Annotated in this window: 16 protein-coding genes; 7 read left to right on the top strand and 9 right to left on the bottom strand. The window is 43.6% G+C overall.

Annotation, left to right across the window (positions count from 1 at the left end; all coding sequences use genetic code 11):
- Window positions 1-15 precede the first annotated feature (15 nt).
- The gene (locus ABIE50_RS24310; RefSeq protein ID WP_209858773.1) at window positions 16-504 is read left to right on the top strand and encodes a hypothetical protein; all 489 of its coding nucleotides are present in this window, start codon (window positions 16-18) and stop codon (window positions 502-504) included.
- Here the strand turns inward: ABIE50_RS24310 and ABIE50_RS24305 are convergent.
- Window positions 472-882, bottom strand: a complete 411-nt coding sequence (locus ABIE50_RS24305; protein ID WP_209858775.1) for a helix-turn-helix domain-containing protein — start codon at window positions 880-882, stop codon at window positions 472-474. The two genes, ABIE50_RS24310 and ABIE50_RS24305, sit on opposite strands and share 33 nt — an antisense overlap.
- A gap of 123 nt (window positions 883-1,005) precedes the next feature.
- On the opposite strand from ABIE50_RS24305, the gene ABIE50_RS24300 reads away from it, so the two are divergent.
- Complete coding sequence (locus tag ABIE50_RS24300) at window positions 1,006-1,872, top strand: DUF4349 domain-containing protein (RefSeq protein ID WP_209858778.1); 867 nt, start codon at window positions 1,006-1,008, stop codon at window positions 1,870-1,872.
- Here ABIE50_RS24300 and ABIE50_RS24295 read toward each other — a convergent pair.
- From ABIE50_RS24295 to ABIE50_RS24280, 4 genes are all read right to left on the bottom strand, one after another.
- Window positions 1,869-2,558, bottom strand: coding sequence for an alpha/beta fold hydrolase (locus ABIE50_RS24295; protein ID WP_354028160.1), 690 nt, complete (start codon window positions 2,556-2,558; stop codon window positions 1,869-1,871). The two genes, ABIE50_RS24300 and ABIE50_RS24295, sit on opposite strands and share 4 nt — an antisense overlap.
- Before the next feature lie 61 nt (window positions 2,559-2,619).
- A complete protein-coding gene (locus ABIE50_RS24290) occupies window positions 2,620-3,228 on the bottom strand; it encodes a Crp/Fnr family transcriptional regulator (protein WP_209858782.1) in 609 nt (202 codons plus the stop codon).
- Window positions 3,229-3,341: 113 nt separating this feature from the next.
- Complete coding sequence (locus tag ABIE50_RS24285) at window positions 3,342-3,803, bottom strand: PA2169 family four-helix-bundle protein (protein ID WP_209858784.1); 462 nt, start codon at window positions 3,801-3,803, stop codon at window positions 3,342-3,344.
- Between the two features lie 121 nt (window positions 3,804-3,924).
- On the bottom strand, window positions 3,925-4,725 hold the full coding sequence (locus ABIE50_RS24280) for an MBL fold metallo-hydrolase (protein WP_209859962.1): 801 nt from the start codon (window positions 4,723-4,725) through the stop codon (window positions 3,925-3,927).
- A 110-nt stretch (window positions 4,726-4,835) separates the two neighbouring features.
- Here ABIE50_RS24280 and lgt point away from each other — a divergent pair, with 110 nt between their 5' ends.
- Genes lgt through ABIE50_RS24265 form a run of 3 tightly spaced genes read left to right on the top strand, consistent with a single transcriptional unit; the run spans window position 4,836 to window position 7,058 of the window.
- Window positions 4,836-5,648, top strand: a complete 813-nt coding sequence (lgt, locus tag ABIE50_RS24275; RefSeq protein WP_209858786.1) for a prolipoprotein diacylglyceryl transferase — start codon at window positions 4,836-4,838, stop codon at window positions 5,646-5,648.
- Window positions 5,635-6,576 (top strand): CobW family GTP-binding protein, encoded by a 942-nt coding sequence (locus ABIE50_RS24270; RefSeq protein WP_209858788.1) that lies wholly within the window; start codon window positions 5,635-5,637, stop codon window positions 6,574-6,576. Before lgt ends, ABIE50_RS24270 begins: the two co-directional genes overlap by 14 nt.
- 47 nt (window positions 6,577-6,623) lie before the next feature.
- The gene (locus ABIE50_RS24265; protein WP_209858790.1) at window positions 6,624-7,058 is read left to right on the top strand and encodes a DUF4846 domain-containing protein; all 435 of its coding nucleotides are present in this window, start codon (window positions 6,624-6,626) and stop codon (window positions 7,056-7,058) included.
- A gap of 192 nt (window positions 7,059-7,250) precedes the next feature.
- Here the strand turns inward: ABIE50_RS24265 and ABIE50_RS24260 are convergent, their stop codons facing one another.
- The 3 genes from ABIE50_RS24260 to ABIE50_RS24250 all read right to left on the bottom strand — a co-directional run bounded on the left by ABIE50_RS24260 (window position 7,251) and on the right by ABIE50_RS24250 (window position 9,083).
- A complete protein-coding gene (locus tag ABIE50_RS24260) occupies window positions 7,251-7,514 on the bottom strand; it encodes a hypothetical protein (protein ID WP_209858791.1) in 264 nt (87 codons plus the stop codon).
- Window positions 7,515-8,644: 1,130 nt separating this feature from the next.
- Window positions 8,645-8,776, bottom strand: a complete 132-nt coding sequence (locus tag ABIE50_RS24255; RefSeq protein ID WP_354028159.1) for a hypothetical protein — start codon at window positions 8,774-8,776, stop codon at window positions 8,645-8,647.
- Between the two features lie 175 nt (window positions 8,777-8,951).
- Window positions 8,952-9,083: a hypothetical protein gene (locus ABIE50_RS24250; RefSeq protein ID WP_354028158.1), complete on the bottom strand. Its 132-nt coding sequence runs from the start codon at window positions 9,081-9,083 to the stop codon at window positions 8,952-8,954.
- Between the two features lie 211 nt (window positions 9,084-9,294).
- Here ABIE50_RS24250 and carA point away from each other — a divergent pair, with 211 nt between their 5' ends.
- Both carA and carB read left to right on the top strand, forming a co-directional pair.
- On the top strand, window positions 9,295-10,932 hold the full coding sequence (carA, locus tag ABIE50_RS24245; protein WP_209858793.1) for a glutamine-hydrolyzing carbamoyl-phosphate synthase small subunit: 1,638 nt from the start codon (window positions 9,295-9,297) through the stop codon (window positions 10,930-10,932).
- A 54-nt stretch (window positions 10,933-10,986) separates the two neighbouring features.
- A complete protein-coding gene (carB, locus tag ABIE50_RS24240) occupies window positions 10,987-14,214 on the top strand; it encodes a carbamoyl-phosphate synthase large subunit (protein WP_209858795.1) in 3,228 nt (1,075 codons plus the stop codon).
- Window positions 14,215-14,524: 310 nt separating this feature from the next.
- Here carB and ABIE50_RS24235 read toward each other — a convergent pair whose 3' ends face one another.
- Window positions 14,525-16,033, bottom strand: coding sequence for a TlpA family protein disulfide reductase (locus ABIE50_RS24235; RefSeq protein ID WP_209858797.1), 1,509 nt, complete (start codon window positions 16,031-16,033; stop codon window positions 14,525-14,527).
- Window position 16,034 lies beyond the last annotated feature (1 nt).

Below are 16,034 nucleotides of genomic sequence, written 5' to 3'. Positions count from 1 at the left end.
TGAAAAACTGGTATTATGAGATTTAACTGTTTCTATATCATTTTCCTCAACATAGGCATCCTTTATTCCGGTATCAGCTCCAAAGCCCAGCAGGCCCCTACTTTCAGCGATACATATCAGCAACTAAGCCGGTTTATGGACTCCGCGCTTGCGCCTATGAAGAGCGGCACTACCAGTCTTGCTTTCTCCGTAAAAGCAGAAATAGATCACGGCGCTATCACTAAACTGGATTGCTCCACCAATGTGGCAGGTAACCTGAAACCACGCATCTTCAGGCTGGAAGAACTGGATATTAAATGGAATAAATTTACCGGGAAAAGCGGGAAGTATTATGTGATCATCCCCGTGTATTTTATAGTGGAGCATAGCACCGGTAAAATACAGCTCAACTCAAAAACAGAGTTCACCAATGGATTTTATTTTGACGACGGCGATCTGTTCGATAACAAGCCCCTTAATAATTATTATTTCTTAAAGCCCATTTACCTGCAGCGCTACCTCTGAAGAAGCTGCATGCTGCAGCCTGTATTGGGAAGGGGTAACTCCTTCAAAGCGTTTGAAAAATTTGGTGAAATTAGAATTGTCGAATGTTAGCTTTGCCGCAATATCCGTAATGGTAAGTGTTTGGTCAAGCAGCATTTTCCTGGCTTCTTCCATTAATCTCATCTCAAAAAAATAACAGGGCGCATGACCGGTATGCAACTTAATGGTATTGCTCAGGTGTACCGGGTGAATGAATAACAGGCGGGCAAAGTCCTGGATATGATACATCTTGTCTATGCGGCCACCCATTACCTGGTCTATATGTTCATTCACCGCGGTAATAAAGTCTGCGGTAATTTCTGCTTTCCTTGTCTGGTATTTTTTTGGAAGAACGGGCATGCTGTTTTATATCTCACCTAAAGATACTAAATGATGTTATCATGTAAAAGGTGAAAACGACTTTAACATTTTTTAAAGGTTACCTTTTTCATGTTGCCTGTATAAAGGTTAAATTCTCCTGTTATGCGTCTTTCACTCTATTACCTGGGTATCCCCCTGCTGGCGCTGTGTGCCTGCCAGGGAAATATGAACAAGGAAATGAGGGACTATGCTGCCACTGCAGACTCCACTTCCTTCTCCAACGACATCACCGATCTTAATTCCGCTTCCCGCAAAAGAGTAAAATCAGCCGACGTGCGATGCCGCGTCAGTAATGTGTTTGCAGCCGCTTCACATATGGAGCAGCTGGTTACGCGCCTGGGCGGTATTGTAGTGGAAAGTAATTTACAGAATGAAGAAGTGCAGCATTTCAATGTGCCTTATTCAGCAGATTCTGTAAAGGACATACAGCTTTACACACCCGTTGCCAATCTCACCCTGAAAGTACCGGTGGCGCATCTTGATTCCGTGGTATATGATCTCACTGCCAATGCTGAATTTATTGATCACCGCGTAGTAAAAGACCAGGACATGACCATGAAATACCTGGCCAATGCGCTGAAGAACGAACGCCAGGAACAGCAGGAAGCACAATTGGGCAAAGTAGCGCCTGCAAAGAATGGAACTACCCTTGATGTGGTGGAATACAAAGACCAGAAAGTGGATGCAGCCATAGACCGGCAGATGAATAACCTCGCGATACTGGATGATGTGGCTTATTCTACTTTCACGGTGCAATTGTTTCAGCCACAGGTTACCGATGAGCAGGTGATCGTTAACCCCGAGAGGATCACCCGTGCAGGCTTTGGCACAGAGCTGCAGGTAGCGCTGCGTGGCGGCGCAGAAATTTTCCGCAACATCCTGCTTTTCTTTATCCGGCTGTGGCCATTTGTGTTGGCAGGCGTACTCGCCTGGCTGGCTTATCGCAAATTATTATGGCGTAAAAGTTAAGCTTCGCTGAGAAACGTTTCCAGTAATTGGTTAAACTCCGCCGGGCGTTCCATCATAGGTGCATGGCCGCATTTATCTATCATCACCAGTGTAGCATGCGGTAAATAGCGCCTGAATTCCCGGGCTACATCCGGCGGAGTAATTTTGTCTTCCGTGCCCCAGATCAACAATGTTCTTACCCGTATTTCCGGTAGCAGTGCCGCTACATAATTGCGGTTGGCAGATTTTGCCATCTTCACAATAGCATAGCATTTCCGGGCATCTGTGGTTGTTTGGAACACTTCAGCTACCAACGCATCTGTAGCTATAACAGGATCATAAAAAGTATAGGCTACCCGCTCGCGTATATAAGCATAATTGCCACGCCTGGGATAACTACCCATACTGGTATTTTCATAAAGACCGGAACTGCCGGTAAGGATTAGCCTGGCTACCTGCGATGGATAGCGGTGGGTATAGAGGATGGCCACATGCCCGCCCAGTGAGTTACCCACAAGGATCACCTGTTGCAGCCCTGCGTTGCGGATGTATTGATCAAGGAAGTTGGTAAGGTATTCGAGCCGGTCGCCGGAATGCGCTTCGTAGATGGGCAGAGATGGAATATGAATATCATAATGCGGTTGAAAATGTGCTACAACGCCTTCCCAGTTACTAAGTCCGCCAAAAAGCCCGTGCAATAGGATCATGCTTTGCTTCATATCTTTTTTGATACAAAACTATTGCGGGGAAAATTGCGCGGCTGTGATCTCAGTCACAAAAGTTGCGGCGCTGGTCCAGGAGGTATAACCGCGCCCTGCTCAAGGCTTCCCGGCTGGTATACAGGTAGCGTGCAATATTGGTCAGCGATATTTTCTGTATGATGGCGGGGCGTCTTTCCAGCAGGAACCGGTAACGTTGCAGCGGTGTTTTCAGGGAAAGGATATACTGGTGCTCAGATTGCTGCTCCAGCAGTTCCTGATACAGCTGCAGGTTTACATGCAGCAGGTTCATATGCAGATCGTACAGGGGTTGCAGCTTTTTGATATTTATTCTCAGCACCACCGCGTCTTCCACGGCAATAATGCTGATAGCGGAAGGTGCTTTCCTGTTATAGCTTTCACAGTTGGCAAGAAAATCATCGGCGAAGCCGAACTTCACTATTTTTTCATTTCCATCCTCATCAAGTATAGAAAATTTAAACATGCCCGAGATCACAAAAGCGGAATACCGGGCAACTTTACCGTACCTGAGGAAGGCATCTCCTTTTTTAATGTGCTTTACGGTGGCAATACTATCCAGTAACTGCCATTCTGCCTGGGTTACTACCGGGTATTTTTTCATGAGACGATCATACCATGCGGGCAATACTTGATCCATGTCGGCAATTGTTTGCCTGCAAGATAATGAATCGTATTTATTTCCAAACCACCAGCAAAAGAAGCAGCAGGAACCTTCCTGCTGCTTCCAATGATGATATATATATTATCTGCTTACTTAGCCTGGTCCCGTAATGCTTTTATTTTATCGTGTGAGCGTTTCAGTTCCGCTTTTTGCTGGGTCAGTAATTCCCTGATGTAAGCCGGCAGGGCCTCGTGTTCTATAGCATCTTTATAAGCCCTTTGTGCCGCGTCTTCTCCTGCTTCGCAATTGGAAAGCACTGTTTTGCGGTCATGCCCGGTAAAAACGGCTTTTACATCCATCCAGGCGCGATACACTTTACCGCTGGCGGTAGTACCGGGTTCCATTGTTCCGCCGTTGGCCTGCACTTCATTACCGAGGATATTTCTAAGCTGGTGGCTTTCTGCAATCATATCGGTAAAGAGCGGCCTCAGATCACTGCTGTCTGCCTCCAATTCCTTTAATGCTTTTTCATAACCTGCAATACGGTCATTATTGATCGCGATGAGATCATTTAATACTTCATTGGTAGCACTTGCTGTTATATTTTCCATGGTAATTTTTTTTAGATGTACCATGTACCGGCCATAAAACATGCCAGTAACGATGCCGCTACGTAATTGTATCATTGACAGGGGAAATGCTGTATAAAGTGTTTAACAGGTGTGGAAGCGGCTAATCATTCTGTGGCAGAACTTCGCGGGTATGCTGAACGGAAATGTGGTAAACGGCTGTTTCCGCAAAGCGGGAGGCTACCACGATGTGCGTGCCATTGGCGTGCTGGTCAAAAAGCTCCTGTACCAGTGCAGGGCTGTTATTATCGCGGGAAAGATGAGAGAGGAGGAGATGGCTCATAAACGGCGGTCGGTGGGTGGTAAATATTTCAAGCGCCTGTTTATTGGATAAATGCCCTTTCCCCCCGCGGATGCGTTTTTTCAGGTAGTAGGGGTACCGGCCTTTATCGAGCATTTCCTCATCGTAATTGGCTTCCAGGAATGCGGCGTGGCATTGCTGAAAATGACGGATCACATGTTCACAGGGCGCGCCGATGTCGGTGAACACCCCGATGGTAACGGCGTTACCGGCTACAATAAAACTATGTGGCTCGGAAGCATCGTGATGTTTGGGAAAGGCAGTTACAGACAAAGTACCAATCTGTACCGGTTCATATGGGTTAAACGACATTACCAGTTGCTGCTCCAGTGTAAGACCGCCATGTACCATGGTAGTATTGGTAATATACACCGGCAGGCGGTATTTTTTTGCCAGTACGGGTACGCCCCTGATATGATCTATATGTTCGTGTGAAATGAATATCGCTTTTACCTTATTCATGGAAAGCCCCAGGCGGGCCATCCGCTTTTCCGTTTCCCTGCAGGAGATGCCCGCATCCACCAGCACAGCTTCGCTGTCGTTGCCTATGTAATAACAATTCCCGTTGCTTCCCGAATTCAATGATGTGATAAATAGCGACATGCGGCAAAGGTAAAATTTCATGTTGAGATTTGTATCCGCAGGTATTTATAAATGCAACTATGTTGCAGATTGTTTTTTTTATTATGTTTGTATAGTTTAACAAACTGGCAGTGATACTCTTTTTGCATTGGGGCATTTCCCCGGAAATATTCCGTATTGGCGGTTTTGCACTGCGATACTATAGTTTGGGCTTTATGCTGGCCTTTGGGGCCTCGTACATGGTATTGTTGCAGGTATTCCGGCAGGAAGGGCGGCCCCGGGAAATGCTGGACCGCCTGCTGGTGTATATCATAGCCGGCACCCTGACCGGTGCGCGCCTGGGGCATTGTTTGTTTTACGACTGGGCTTATTATAAACAGCATTTTTGGGAGATGATCCTGCCATTTGCCTTTCCTGATGGCCGGATCATTTTCACGGGCTACCAGGGACTGGCAAGTCATGGCGGGGCCATAGGCATTGTGCTGGCTGCCGCACTTTTCAGTTACCGTTACCGCGTACCGCTAATGTGGTTGCTGGATCGCCTGGCGCTGGTGGTACCGCTGGCAGGTGCACTGATTCGGACGGGTAACTTCTTTAATTCTGAAATCATTGGCCTGCCAACCAGCCTGCCCTGGGCCGTGCTATTTACACGGGTGGATATGCTGCCACGCCACCCGGCGCAGTTGTACGAGGCGTTGTGCTACCTTATCATATTCATATTGCTGTGGCGCCTGTACAAAAAGCATCCGGCGCCGGGCAAATTACTTGGCTGGCTGCTCACGGGCGTATTCAGCGCCCGCTTCCTGCTTGAATTTGTAAAGGAAAACCAGGTGGCTTTTGAAAACGGGCACCTGCTGAACATGGGACAGGTGCTCAGTATCCCGATGATCATACTGGGTATTTATTTTTTAAATTTTAATAAGAGAAAGTATGGAGAGAGATGAACGGGTTAAAGTATATATTTTAACGGGATTCCTGGGCGCAGGTAAAACCACTGTGCTAAACAGCCTGCTGCAGCAGTTTGCAGGGCACAATAATATCGTTATTGAAAATGAGTTTGGGAAAGTGAATATCGACGCCAGCCTGATCACAGAAAAAATAGACCGGTTATATGAACTTACCAGCGGCTGTATCTGTTGTTCGCTGGATAACGACCTGCTGGAGGTATTGGGCACTATCCTGCAAAAGGAGGATCACCCGGAACATGTGTTTATCGAAACCACCGGGATAGCGGATGTGGGCAATATTATCGGTATGCTGCTGATGCCGGAGGTGCAGCGGCATTATACCCTGGTGAGCACCATTTGCATTGTAGATGCGGAAAATATTTTTGAGAGATTGCAACAGGTGCCTGAGGCAGGTAAACAGCTTTCCTGTGCCGATGTGATCATCATCAATAAAATAAAACACCTGGATATACCGCAACTGATCTATCTTTCCCAACAGCTGGAGCAGATGAACCCGCTGGCCTTCATTACCACCTCGGAGGACGGCACTGTATCACTGAAAACAATACAATTCCCTGAAAAACCAATAGCCGCCGCTGTTGCAGCAGTAGCCCCGGTGAAGCATCCGCATAAAGTGAATACGGTGTTATTTGAATCGCCTGAGGCGTTTGACCTGAACATGCTGGTGTTTGTGCTGGACTTTCATTTCAATGTGTACCCCGACCAGCTGTACCGCATCAAGGGATATATCCGCGTGAAAGACAGCCAGGAAAGAATGCTGGTACAGTCAACCGGGAAATACCTGCACATACAACCGGCGGGAGAGTGGGGGAGCGTCACACCGGCTTCTGCACTGGTATTTATCGGGAGGGAATTAAAAACAGCCACTATCCAGCGGATACTTGCACCGGCGCTGAAAAAATAATTTTATGGAAAATTCCGGGAAAAGCATCTACCCGAAAACCTGTTGCTATGATCAACGCCCGGAAATTAACTATACTATTGGTAGCTGTCCTTACTTTTTCAGGTTATTTCGTATATGTATGGCAGTATGGAGCATCAGCCATGGCTGCCCCGGAAAATGAGCGGCCGTTTTTTATCGGGACGTATCCGCCTGCAGTAGTAGGCGCCCTTCCTCTGCCAGGGGGATTTACACGCGTTCCCCAGCCCGCGGGCAGTTTTGGCGCCTGGCTGCGGGCTATGCCGCTGAAAAGGGATAACAGGGTATATCTTTATAACGGGCAGTTAAAAAACAACCAGGAGGCGCAATATGCCGTACTGGATATTTCCACGGGCAACAAGGATTTCCGGCAATGCGCGGATGCAGTGATCCGCCTGTATGCAGCATACCTGTATAACAGTAAACAGTTTGATAAGATCGCTTTTCATGCCATGGCACCCCAATAGATTATACCGGCTGGATGAAAGGAGACCGGTTTGTACTGAAACAAAACCGTTTGAGGAATAAGCTACAACTAACACAGGTGTAAGGCATACTGTAGGAGTCTTCCTGTTATATCTATATTTCACCGGAAAGTAGAACAAAATTAACCTGTGATTATGCCGTATCTATATAAGTATAGGGTATATACGGCGGAACTATGGCGTATATATGGGGGAAATACGGCGGAAACCGGAAGTATCCATACATAAAGAAAGTCCGGAAGGCGGCGCTCCGGGGCATGCGGTGATTGTAATGAATGTGGCAGAGAATGCCGCCGGTGAAAGAATGTTCAGCTCCAGTTCTAAGTTTGAAAAAATAGTTTCGGTCAGATGCTTGTTATAGAACCAGGTTTTGATACTGCGCATGGAGAAAGGAATATTCTCCTTGCCGGGCAAACTGGCCCAACGCGCTAACTTCATTTTCTCGGAAAATTATAATTGATCATGCCGCAGAAAAATTTACCAAAGCACTAACATTTGAAGATCTATCATTTCTCTATCAAAAACATATCTCGTTGACTTGGTTGAACCCTCGAAACTATATTGCAGGGGCTGAACAAATAGTTCATTGAAAGCAAACAGAAATACGAGCCTAATTTATAGTGACCTCTGTTTGTTGCAGAACCAATCATATAAATGATAGCATAGTTATGCTCGTGCTCTAAATCTATCTGGCGCAATCGAATTATAATATTTTCTCATTATGCATATACCTTGTACAAAAATGACCGGTTACTGTAAATACCGTTTTATCAGTGCTCAAAAATTCATTTAATAACATTCTGATTTATTAAACTAGTTTAATGAAAATGCTGATTAAATGCCTAACTTTACGTGTGTTCTGATCTCATTGTGTTCTGATCTCATATTATAAACTTTGAATGAAGAATGTAAGCTTTTAATTGTAACCCATTAACCCTACTTCCAATTACTTACTATGAAACCATTAATACATGGCGTGAAATTTATTTTTGCTGTCTTGTGCCTATTGGTGTTCCTAATCAATGGGGGGTAAAAAAGATAATTCCACTCCTACTACCGCGCTGAGTCTGAAAGCAATCAATTTAAGGATGGAAGTGCAAAAGTTAAATATCGAGAGCAAATTGACATCCCGATTTAATGATACATTATATATCAAATGGCGTCCTGACCCGTGGGGCGTTACATGGGACTATATAATGAAGGCAGGTCAAGTTAACCATTAACGCTCCCGTTTTTTGTGTTTTTTTTGTCAATAGTTCGGTAGTTATTTAAGCGGCCATCAATCCAATATTGAGGCATTTGGAGTATAGTTGTTTTATTTTATTGCAATTCAGCCCCAGTCCTAAGTTTGAAAAAATAGTTTCGGTCAGATGCTTGTTATAGAACCAGGTTTTGATACTGCGTATGGAGAAAGGAGTATTCCCCTTGTCGGGCAAACTGGCCCAACAGGTTAACTTCATTAATGATGCCGTCATGGTCGAAAAATTAAAATGGTTATATAATTTGGTTTCACTGGCTGCCTGGCATTCTTCCAGTCCCATGTGTTGTTTGGCGTCCCGGATTAAAAATTAAATCTGTAAGCGTAAACTGTAGTAGCGCATGATCTTACCGGCTTCCATATCGGTGTCTGTACTTAATAATATAGTGTATCCTCCACTTGCTTTGTTTTGCAGGTACACTACCTTGACGATGCCCAGCATTATCCTTTATCGTTTTTACATAATGTGCCATACGGCTTTGTTCTCTGCTGGCAGGCGTATGTGCCGATTCTACGCTATAAGCCGTTGCATCTTTAACATCGATCAGTGTCAGGCACCCGATTTCCATACCCCGCAGCACACGGCGGTCTTTGCTGCTCCAGAAACGACTAATACCTTAGGTATTCTTACCGCTTTTAGGAACATAGCTCGGGTCAAATGCGGCAATACATTCTTTATTCAGCAGGCTGCTAAAGGCAATATCAAACCAACCGGAAAAGCTGATCTTGCAGCCAGGTGGTCTGGTCATTTCACTAACTTGGTCAATACTCTGATAAAGCTAATTACTTTATTAAAGGCGGTAGAATCTTGTTTCTCACCAAATTTTGCTGCCTTTTTCTTCCCTTTCTCCTCCTGTTAATATCTTTTGCAAAAGAATATTTTTATCCACATAACTGCACACCTGGTTGTTAAAACTACTGAACTATTGATTATTTACTAAACACCAAAATAAAATCGACATGCACATTTTAAATTTATTTGTTCGACAACCCTTTTCTGAAACAAGTGAAGAGGAACAAAGAGTTATCCAGGAAGTGATGGATGCCTTACAGCATTTAGACTTAGGGAAACCATATAAGGTTAGGTTTCTAACCGACATGGAAGCTGCGAATCAGCTTACCTTTAAACAATCCTTTGAAAAAAATACAGGGATTGAATTTACACCGAAAAATTTCCGGGATTACCGGCTATCGTTGCTCGATGAAGCGGATGCTATGGTCGTTATCAAAACGGGCCTCAGTGAAAGTACTGCATTTGAAGTGGCATATAACATTTTCAAAGGGAAAAACATTCCCATTTTCGTAGCGGTACAAGACAAAACGCCAATTAAAACAACTTTGCTAAGGGACCTTAACGATATGGCCAGGATTAGCTACTGTAATTTTAAAACCTCCGACGATCTTATTAAACCACTACATGCTTTCCTTGAAAACGTGCTTGCCGAAAAGTCTGAGTTTGCCAGCAAACCTAAAAATGCACATCTTATTTTTAAAGATGGAAAGATATTTCACGGAAAAACATTTACCTCCGTTCCTAATGAAGAACGGGTTGCAGAAGTTGTTTTTAATACAGCCATGAGTGGCTATCAGGAAGTATTGACCGATCCATCATATTATGGACAAATGGTGGTAATGACCTATCCCATGATTGGCAATTATGGAATCAACGCTGAAGATGTCGAATCCCGCAAAATTTACCTGGATGCATTAATTGTAAAGGAATACACACCTCAGCCAAGTAACTGGCGAAGCACTAAAACATTAAAAGCTTATTTAGAAGAACACAACATTATTGGCGTAGAAGGTTTTGATACAAGGGCCATCACTCGATATCTACGAGAGAAAGGTGCCATGAAAGCAATGCTCACCACCTCCTCTGAAAGTTTAGAAACACTGGTGCAGAGGCTGAAACAAGCTGACGAAATTGTAGGAAAAAACATAGTGAAGGATGTTACTACGAGGACGAGTTTTAAATGGGATAAAAATAAATTTCCAGATTATAAAGTTGCCGTGGTTGATTGCGGAATCAAATATAACATCCTCCGGTTATTTGAAGATAAGAATTGTGATTTGACGGTGTTTCCTTGTTCTGTAGATGCTAAAACTATTTTAGAAGGAGGCTTTGACGGGGTGTTTTTGTCAAACGGGCCCGGCGATCCCGAACCCTTGGTAGACGTGGTTGAATTGGTGAAAGAATTACTGGGAAAAATTCCTTTTTTTGGAATATGTCTTGGTCACCAGATATTAGGTCTCGCATTGGGTGCCCGAATAATCAAACTGCGTTTTGGCCATCATGGAGTAAATCATCCAATCATGAACCTATCAACCAGGAAGGTTGAAATTACGTCTCAAAATCATAATTATGCTATTGACCGCAATAGTCTTAATAAAGAGGAAGTAGAGATTACACATATAAATCTAAATGACCAAACTATTGCCGGTATCCGCCACAAAAAATACCCCGCATTCTCTGTCCAATATCATCCAGAATCTTCTCCTGGTCCGCACGATTCAAGATATCTCTTTGACTATTTTATCGACATGATGGAAAGAGAGAGATTGCGCACTATTGCAAAAGAGTCGCTGTTATCAATTTAAATAAAATCCAATACCCAATCTCTTAAATACCAACACACAATTAACATTAAATTTATGCCCAAAAGAAAAGATATAAAAAGTATATTGCTTATTGGTCCCGGTCCGATTGTTATTGGTCAGGCCTGTGAGTTTGACTACTCTGGTACGCAAGCTTGCAAAGCCTTGCGGGAAGATGGTTATAAGATTATTCTTGTCAATTCGAATCCTGCTACCATTATGACCGACCCGGATACGGCCGATAAAACCTATATCGAACCGCTCACGGTAGAAATATTGGAGAAGATCATTCAAAAAGAAAAACCCGATTCGGTGCTTCCTACTTTTGGTGGACAAACAGCATTGAATCTTGCCATGGATTTACATAACAAAGGCATTCTCAAAAAATACAATATTGAAATGCTAGGGGCAAAGCCTGCATCCATTGCAAAAGCAGAAGATCGAAAATTGTTTAAACAGGCCATGTTGAACATTGGATTGGATTTACCCAAATCTGATGTTGTGAATACTTTGGAAGATGCGAAACAGGCGGCAATGCGTATGGGGTATCCTTGCGTGGTGAGACCATCATTTACATTAGGTGGCACCGGTGGAGGAATTGCTTATTCAGAAAATGATCTGGAAACTATTGTAGCTGAAGGATTGAAAAGTAGTATAATCACTGAAGTATTGATAGAAGAATCCATCATTGGCTGGAAAGAATACGAACTTGAAGTGATGCGGGATAAGAATGACAATGTAATCGTTATCTGTTCCATCGAAAACCTGGATGCAATGGGTGTTCATACTGGCGATTCAATAACTGTTGCTCCGGCTCAGACACTTACAGATAAAGAATACCAGAAGATGCGTGATGCCTCTATTGCCATCATGAGAGAAATCGGTGTAGAAACCGGCGGTTCCAATGTCCAGTTTGCCGTGAATCCTAAAGATGGGCGGATGATTGTAATCGAAATGAACCCAAGGGTATCCAGAAGTTCTGCACTGGCATCAAAAGCAACAGGTTTCCCAATAGCTAAATTTGCTGCGAAACTTGCTGTAGGATATACACTCGATGAAATCCAAAATGATATCACTAAAAAAACGGTGGCGTGCTTTGAGCCTACTATTGATTATTGCGTAGTAAAAATTCCCCGGTTCAATTTTGACAAATTTCCAAAAGCAGAGCCCCTACTGGGGACGTCTATGAAATCTGTTGGGGAAACCATGGCAATTGGCCGAACTTTTAAAGAAGCGTTTCAAAAAGGTCTTCGCGGATTGGAAACAAAAAGATATGGGTTGGGTTTTGACAATAAGGATATGACAGAAGTGACCGAGGAATTGTTAGTTGAAAAACTCAGTAAGCCCAATCCGGAAAGAATTTACTTTATTAAGTATGCTTTGGAGAAGGGAATGAGTATTGATCAGCTTTATGCCTATACACATATTGACCCTTGGTTTTTGAATCAAATGAACCAGATTTTCAAAACTGCAACAAGTATTATTGCAGATGAGCAAAGTATCCGACGGGCAAAGCAATATGGGTTTTCTGACATACAGCTAAAAAACCTTCTCGGTTTTGGAAGCGAAATAGAAATGAGAACGATTAGAAAAAAACTTGGGGTGCTACCAACCTATAAATTGGTGGATACCTGTGCTGCAGAATTTGAAGCGTTCACGCCTTATTTCTATTCTACATATGAAGAGGATGATGAATCGAGAGTAACACTTAACCCGAAAGTGATGATACTTGGCGGAGGACCCAACAGGATTGGACAGGGCATTGAATTTGATTATTGTTGCGTGCACGCATCGATGGCCATAAGGGAAGAAGGATATGAAAGCATTATGGTGAACTGCAACCCAGAAACCGTTTCTACTGACTTTGACGTTTCTGATAAATTATATTTTGAGCCGCTCACGTTGGAAGATGTACTTAATATTTATGAAAATGAAAAGCCAATGGGGGTCGTCATACAGTTTGGTGGACAAACACCATTGAATTTGGCCATCCAATTGGAGAAATCAGGAGTGAAAATATTGGGGACATCTCCGGCTAATATTGATCTGGCGGAAGATAGAAAAAAATTTCAGCAACTCCTTCATAAAATAAATCTTATTCAACCTGCAAATGATACTGTAACCTCTTTAGAAGAAGCGTCAGCTGCGGCAAAAAAAATCGGCTATCCCGTAGTTGTGAGGCCCTCTTACGTTTTAGGAGGGTCATCTATGGAAATTGTATATAATCAGGAGGAACTAAAGACGTATATGAGTAAGGCGCTGGCCATTTCTCCGGAACATCCAATTCTTATTGATAAATTTTTGGAAGATGCAATTGAAGTGGACGTGGATGCCTTGGCTGATGGAAAAGAATGTGTGATTTCTGGTATCATGGAACACATTGAAGAAGCAGGAATTCATTCCGGTGATTCGGCCTGTTCCCTTCCGACTTATTCGTTAAGCAAACAGATACTTTCCGAAATCCGGGAAGCTACCATTGCTATTGCTAAAGAAATACATGTGATTGGATTGCTGAATATTCAATTTGCCATTACAAAAGATGGTCAGCTTTATGTTCTGGAGGTGAACCCAAGAGGGTCCCGTACAGTTCCATTTGTGAGTAAAGCAACTGGGGTTCAATGGGCAAAAATGGCAACGAAAGTCATTCTGGGAAAAAGCATTGAAGAATTAAAATTAAGAGAAGTTGTTCCACCTTATTATTCTGTGAAAGAAGCAGTATTTCCGTTCAAGCGGTTTCCCGGGTCCGATATTTTACTCACTCCTGAGATGAAGTCAACAGGTGAGTCTATGGGCATAGCGGATACTTTTGGAATGGCTTTTTTGAAATCGCAAATAGGAGGAGGATATAATGTTCCTACTTCCGGAAATGTATTTATTAGCGTGGATGAAAAATATATTCCTTCTATCGTTCCACTGGCGATGCAACTAACTGAACTTGGATTTGATATACTGTTTTCTCCTAAAACCCAAAAACACTTAAATAAAATAGTAGACGGTAGGTCTCGTCTTACCAATAATTCTATTGTGATTAGTTCGGACAAAGAAGGGGTTTCTGTGATAGATTATATCAGAGATAAGAAAATTAACATGATCATTAATATTTGTGTAGGCAAAGGGTCAATACAGGATGAAATGGATGTCCGCAAACTGGCTTTAATACATGATATACCTGTAATTACAACCTTACCTGCTGCAATGGCCACGGTAAATGCGCTTTCAGAATCATTTGAAAAAAATAATCATATGAATGTAAGACCATTGCAAGAGTTATATCTGACAGAATAAATTTGCAATAGATTGTATTAATCTGAAAAAACGGAAAAGGTGAAGGTGTAAACCACATCCCAAGTATTGAATAAAAAATAAATGCGAGGTGCTGGCAACTTGCCAGTGCTTCGCTTATTTTGATCTTGTGGTTCATTAAAAACAGAAAAGTTATTGTATGCGGCATTGGCCGCATACAATAACTTTTGAACCTTAGAACGTATCAGGAGTATCGAAATCTGGAAAACGCAGCTGGAGCAGATGAACGGCATGATCCGGCACCTGGAAGGTAGGCAGGGGAGGCCGGTAAATGAATGACGCCCTCTTTTATTTATCCTTCCGTTAGTAATTTATCCAGCAATGCTTTCAATTCAGGATTGGAAGGCCGCAGCGCATCGGCACTTACAATTTTGCCATCCGGCGCAATCAGTATAAACCGTGGAATGGAATTGATGTTGAATTTCTGGATGAAGTCGGACCGGAAATCCTTATCCGCAAGCAACTGTATACCTTTCAGGTTTCCTTTCTGCACAAAATCTTTCCACTTTTGTTTATCCGCGGGTTTGTCTACCGACAGGCTCACAAACCGGATCTTTTTATGTTCGTAAAGCGCTTCTATCTTCGATAAATGGGGGATCTCCATTTTACAGGGGCCGCACCAGGTGGCCCAAACATCTATATAAACATATTTCCCGCGTAAATCTTTCAGGGAAACTTTTTTACCGTTCACATCTTCATAAGAAAAATCAGGGGCAGGGGAATTATCGCTATAGGTATTGGCATTCCTGTAAATGTCCCGGATCTCTTTCAGGTATGCAGGATGTTTCGCGCCGGCAACGTAATCTTTATACAAACTATCGCGCACCTGTTTATCCTTCAGCATTTTCAACGCATTCTGTGTGCCGGTATAGGTGTAATATTCCAGCATAAAGGAATTCGTGATCTCACCCCTGGAAATATACAGGTCCATCAGGGTCCGTATGTTATTGTCTTTCACAGATGCTTCAAACAAATGCCTGTACTTTGTGTACTGGATAACGGAAAGGTAGTGGTCCAGCACTTCCCTGTACCAGGCAGATTGCTGGAACAATGCGGAATCGTTCTTATCCCAGTTGTTCATGGTGATATTATCCAGCAGCCTGCGCTCTGTGCTGTCGGGCCTTTTCACCCACATGGCGCTGCGTGCCTCCGATAAGCGGCGCAGGAAAGCGGTATCTGTGCGGTCGCCGGTTTCCATCATTTTAAAGAAGGCTTCCTGTTTTTCCAGGTCTGTTCCGTAATACAGGCTGTAGTCGGATAGCACATATTTAGCATAGTAGGCAAGGTCCTTACCGGCCATCTCCCGGAAAAAAGCGCTGGGCGACTGGTCAAACAAATGTTGTCCATCTTTCACAAAAGCGTCCATTTTGCTGATAAATACTGGTACGGGGGTATACAAGGCTTCCTGTGAAAGCAACCGCTTCGGGGAAGTCTGTACATATCTGGACAGTGCTTTCCGTGCGTCCGAAACGGCATTGTTTTCAATGCTGCCTTTGCCGCTGAAGCGGTAAGTGCTATCTGGTCCCAGCGCAATCTGGAGCTGGTAGCCCGGTTCCAGGTACAGCTGCCCTACGCCGGTCAGGGAATAGAATCCTTTTGCAGGTAAGTTCACTTTGCTGCTAAAGGTTCCGTCCCCATTTACGGGGATCAGCAGGTCGGCTCCGGTCATATTTTTCAGGTGCAGCGGCGTAGTAATATCTCTGCTGTTCAATTTGCCGGAAAGGGTGGTATTTTGTTTTTGTGCATCGGCTGTTGTGAACAGCAGTGTGCAGGGTATCAGTGCGAGAATAATGCTTTTCATG

Origin of the sequence: Chitinophaga sp. OAE865, assembly GCF_040546735.1 — a bacterium.
In the GTDB taxonomy this organism is placed as follows: domain Bacteria; phylum Bacteroidota; class Bacteroidia; order Chitinophagales; family Chitinophagaceae; genus Chitinophaga; species Chitinophaga polysaccharea_A.
The sequence above is the reverse complement of the archived record's forward strand: the minus strand, read 5'-3'. Positions and strand labels throughout refer to the sequence as shown.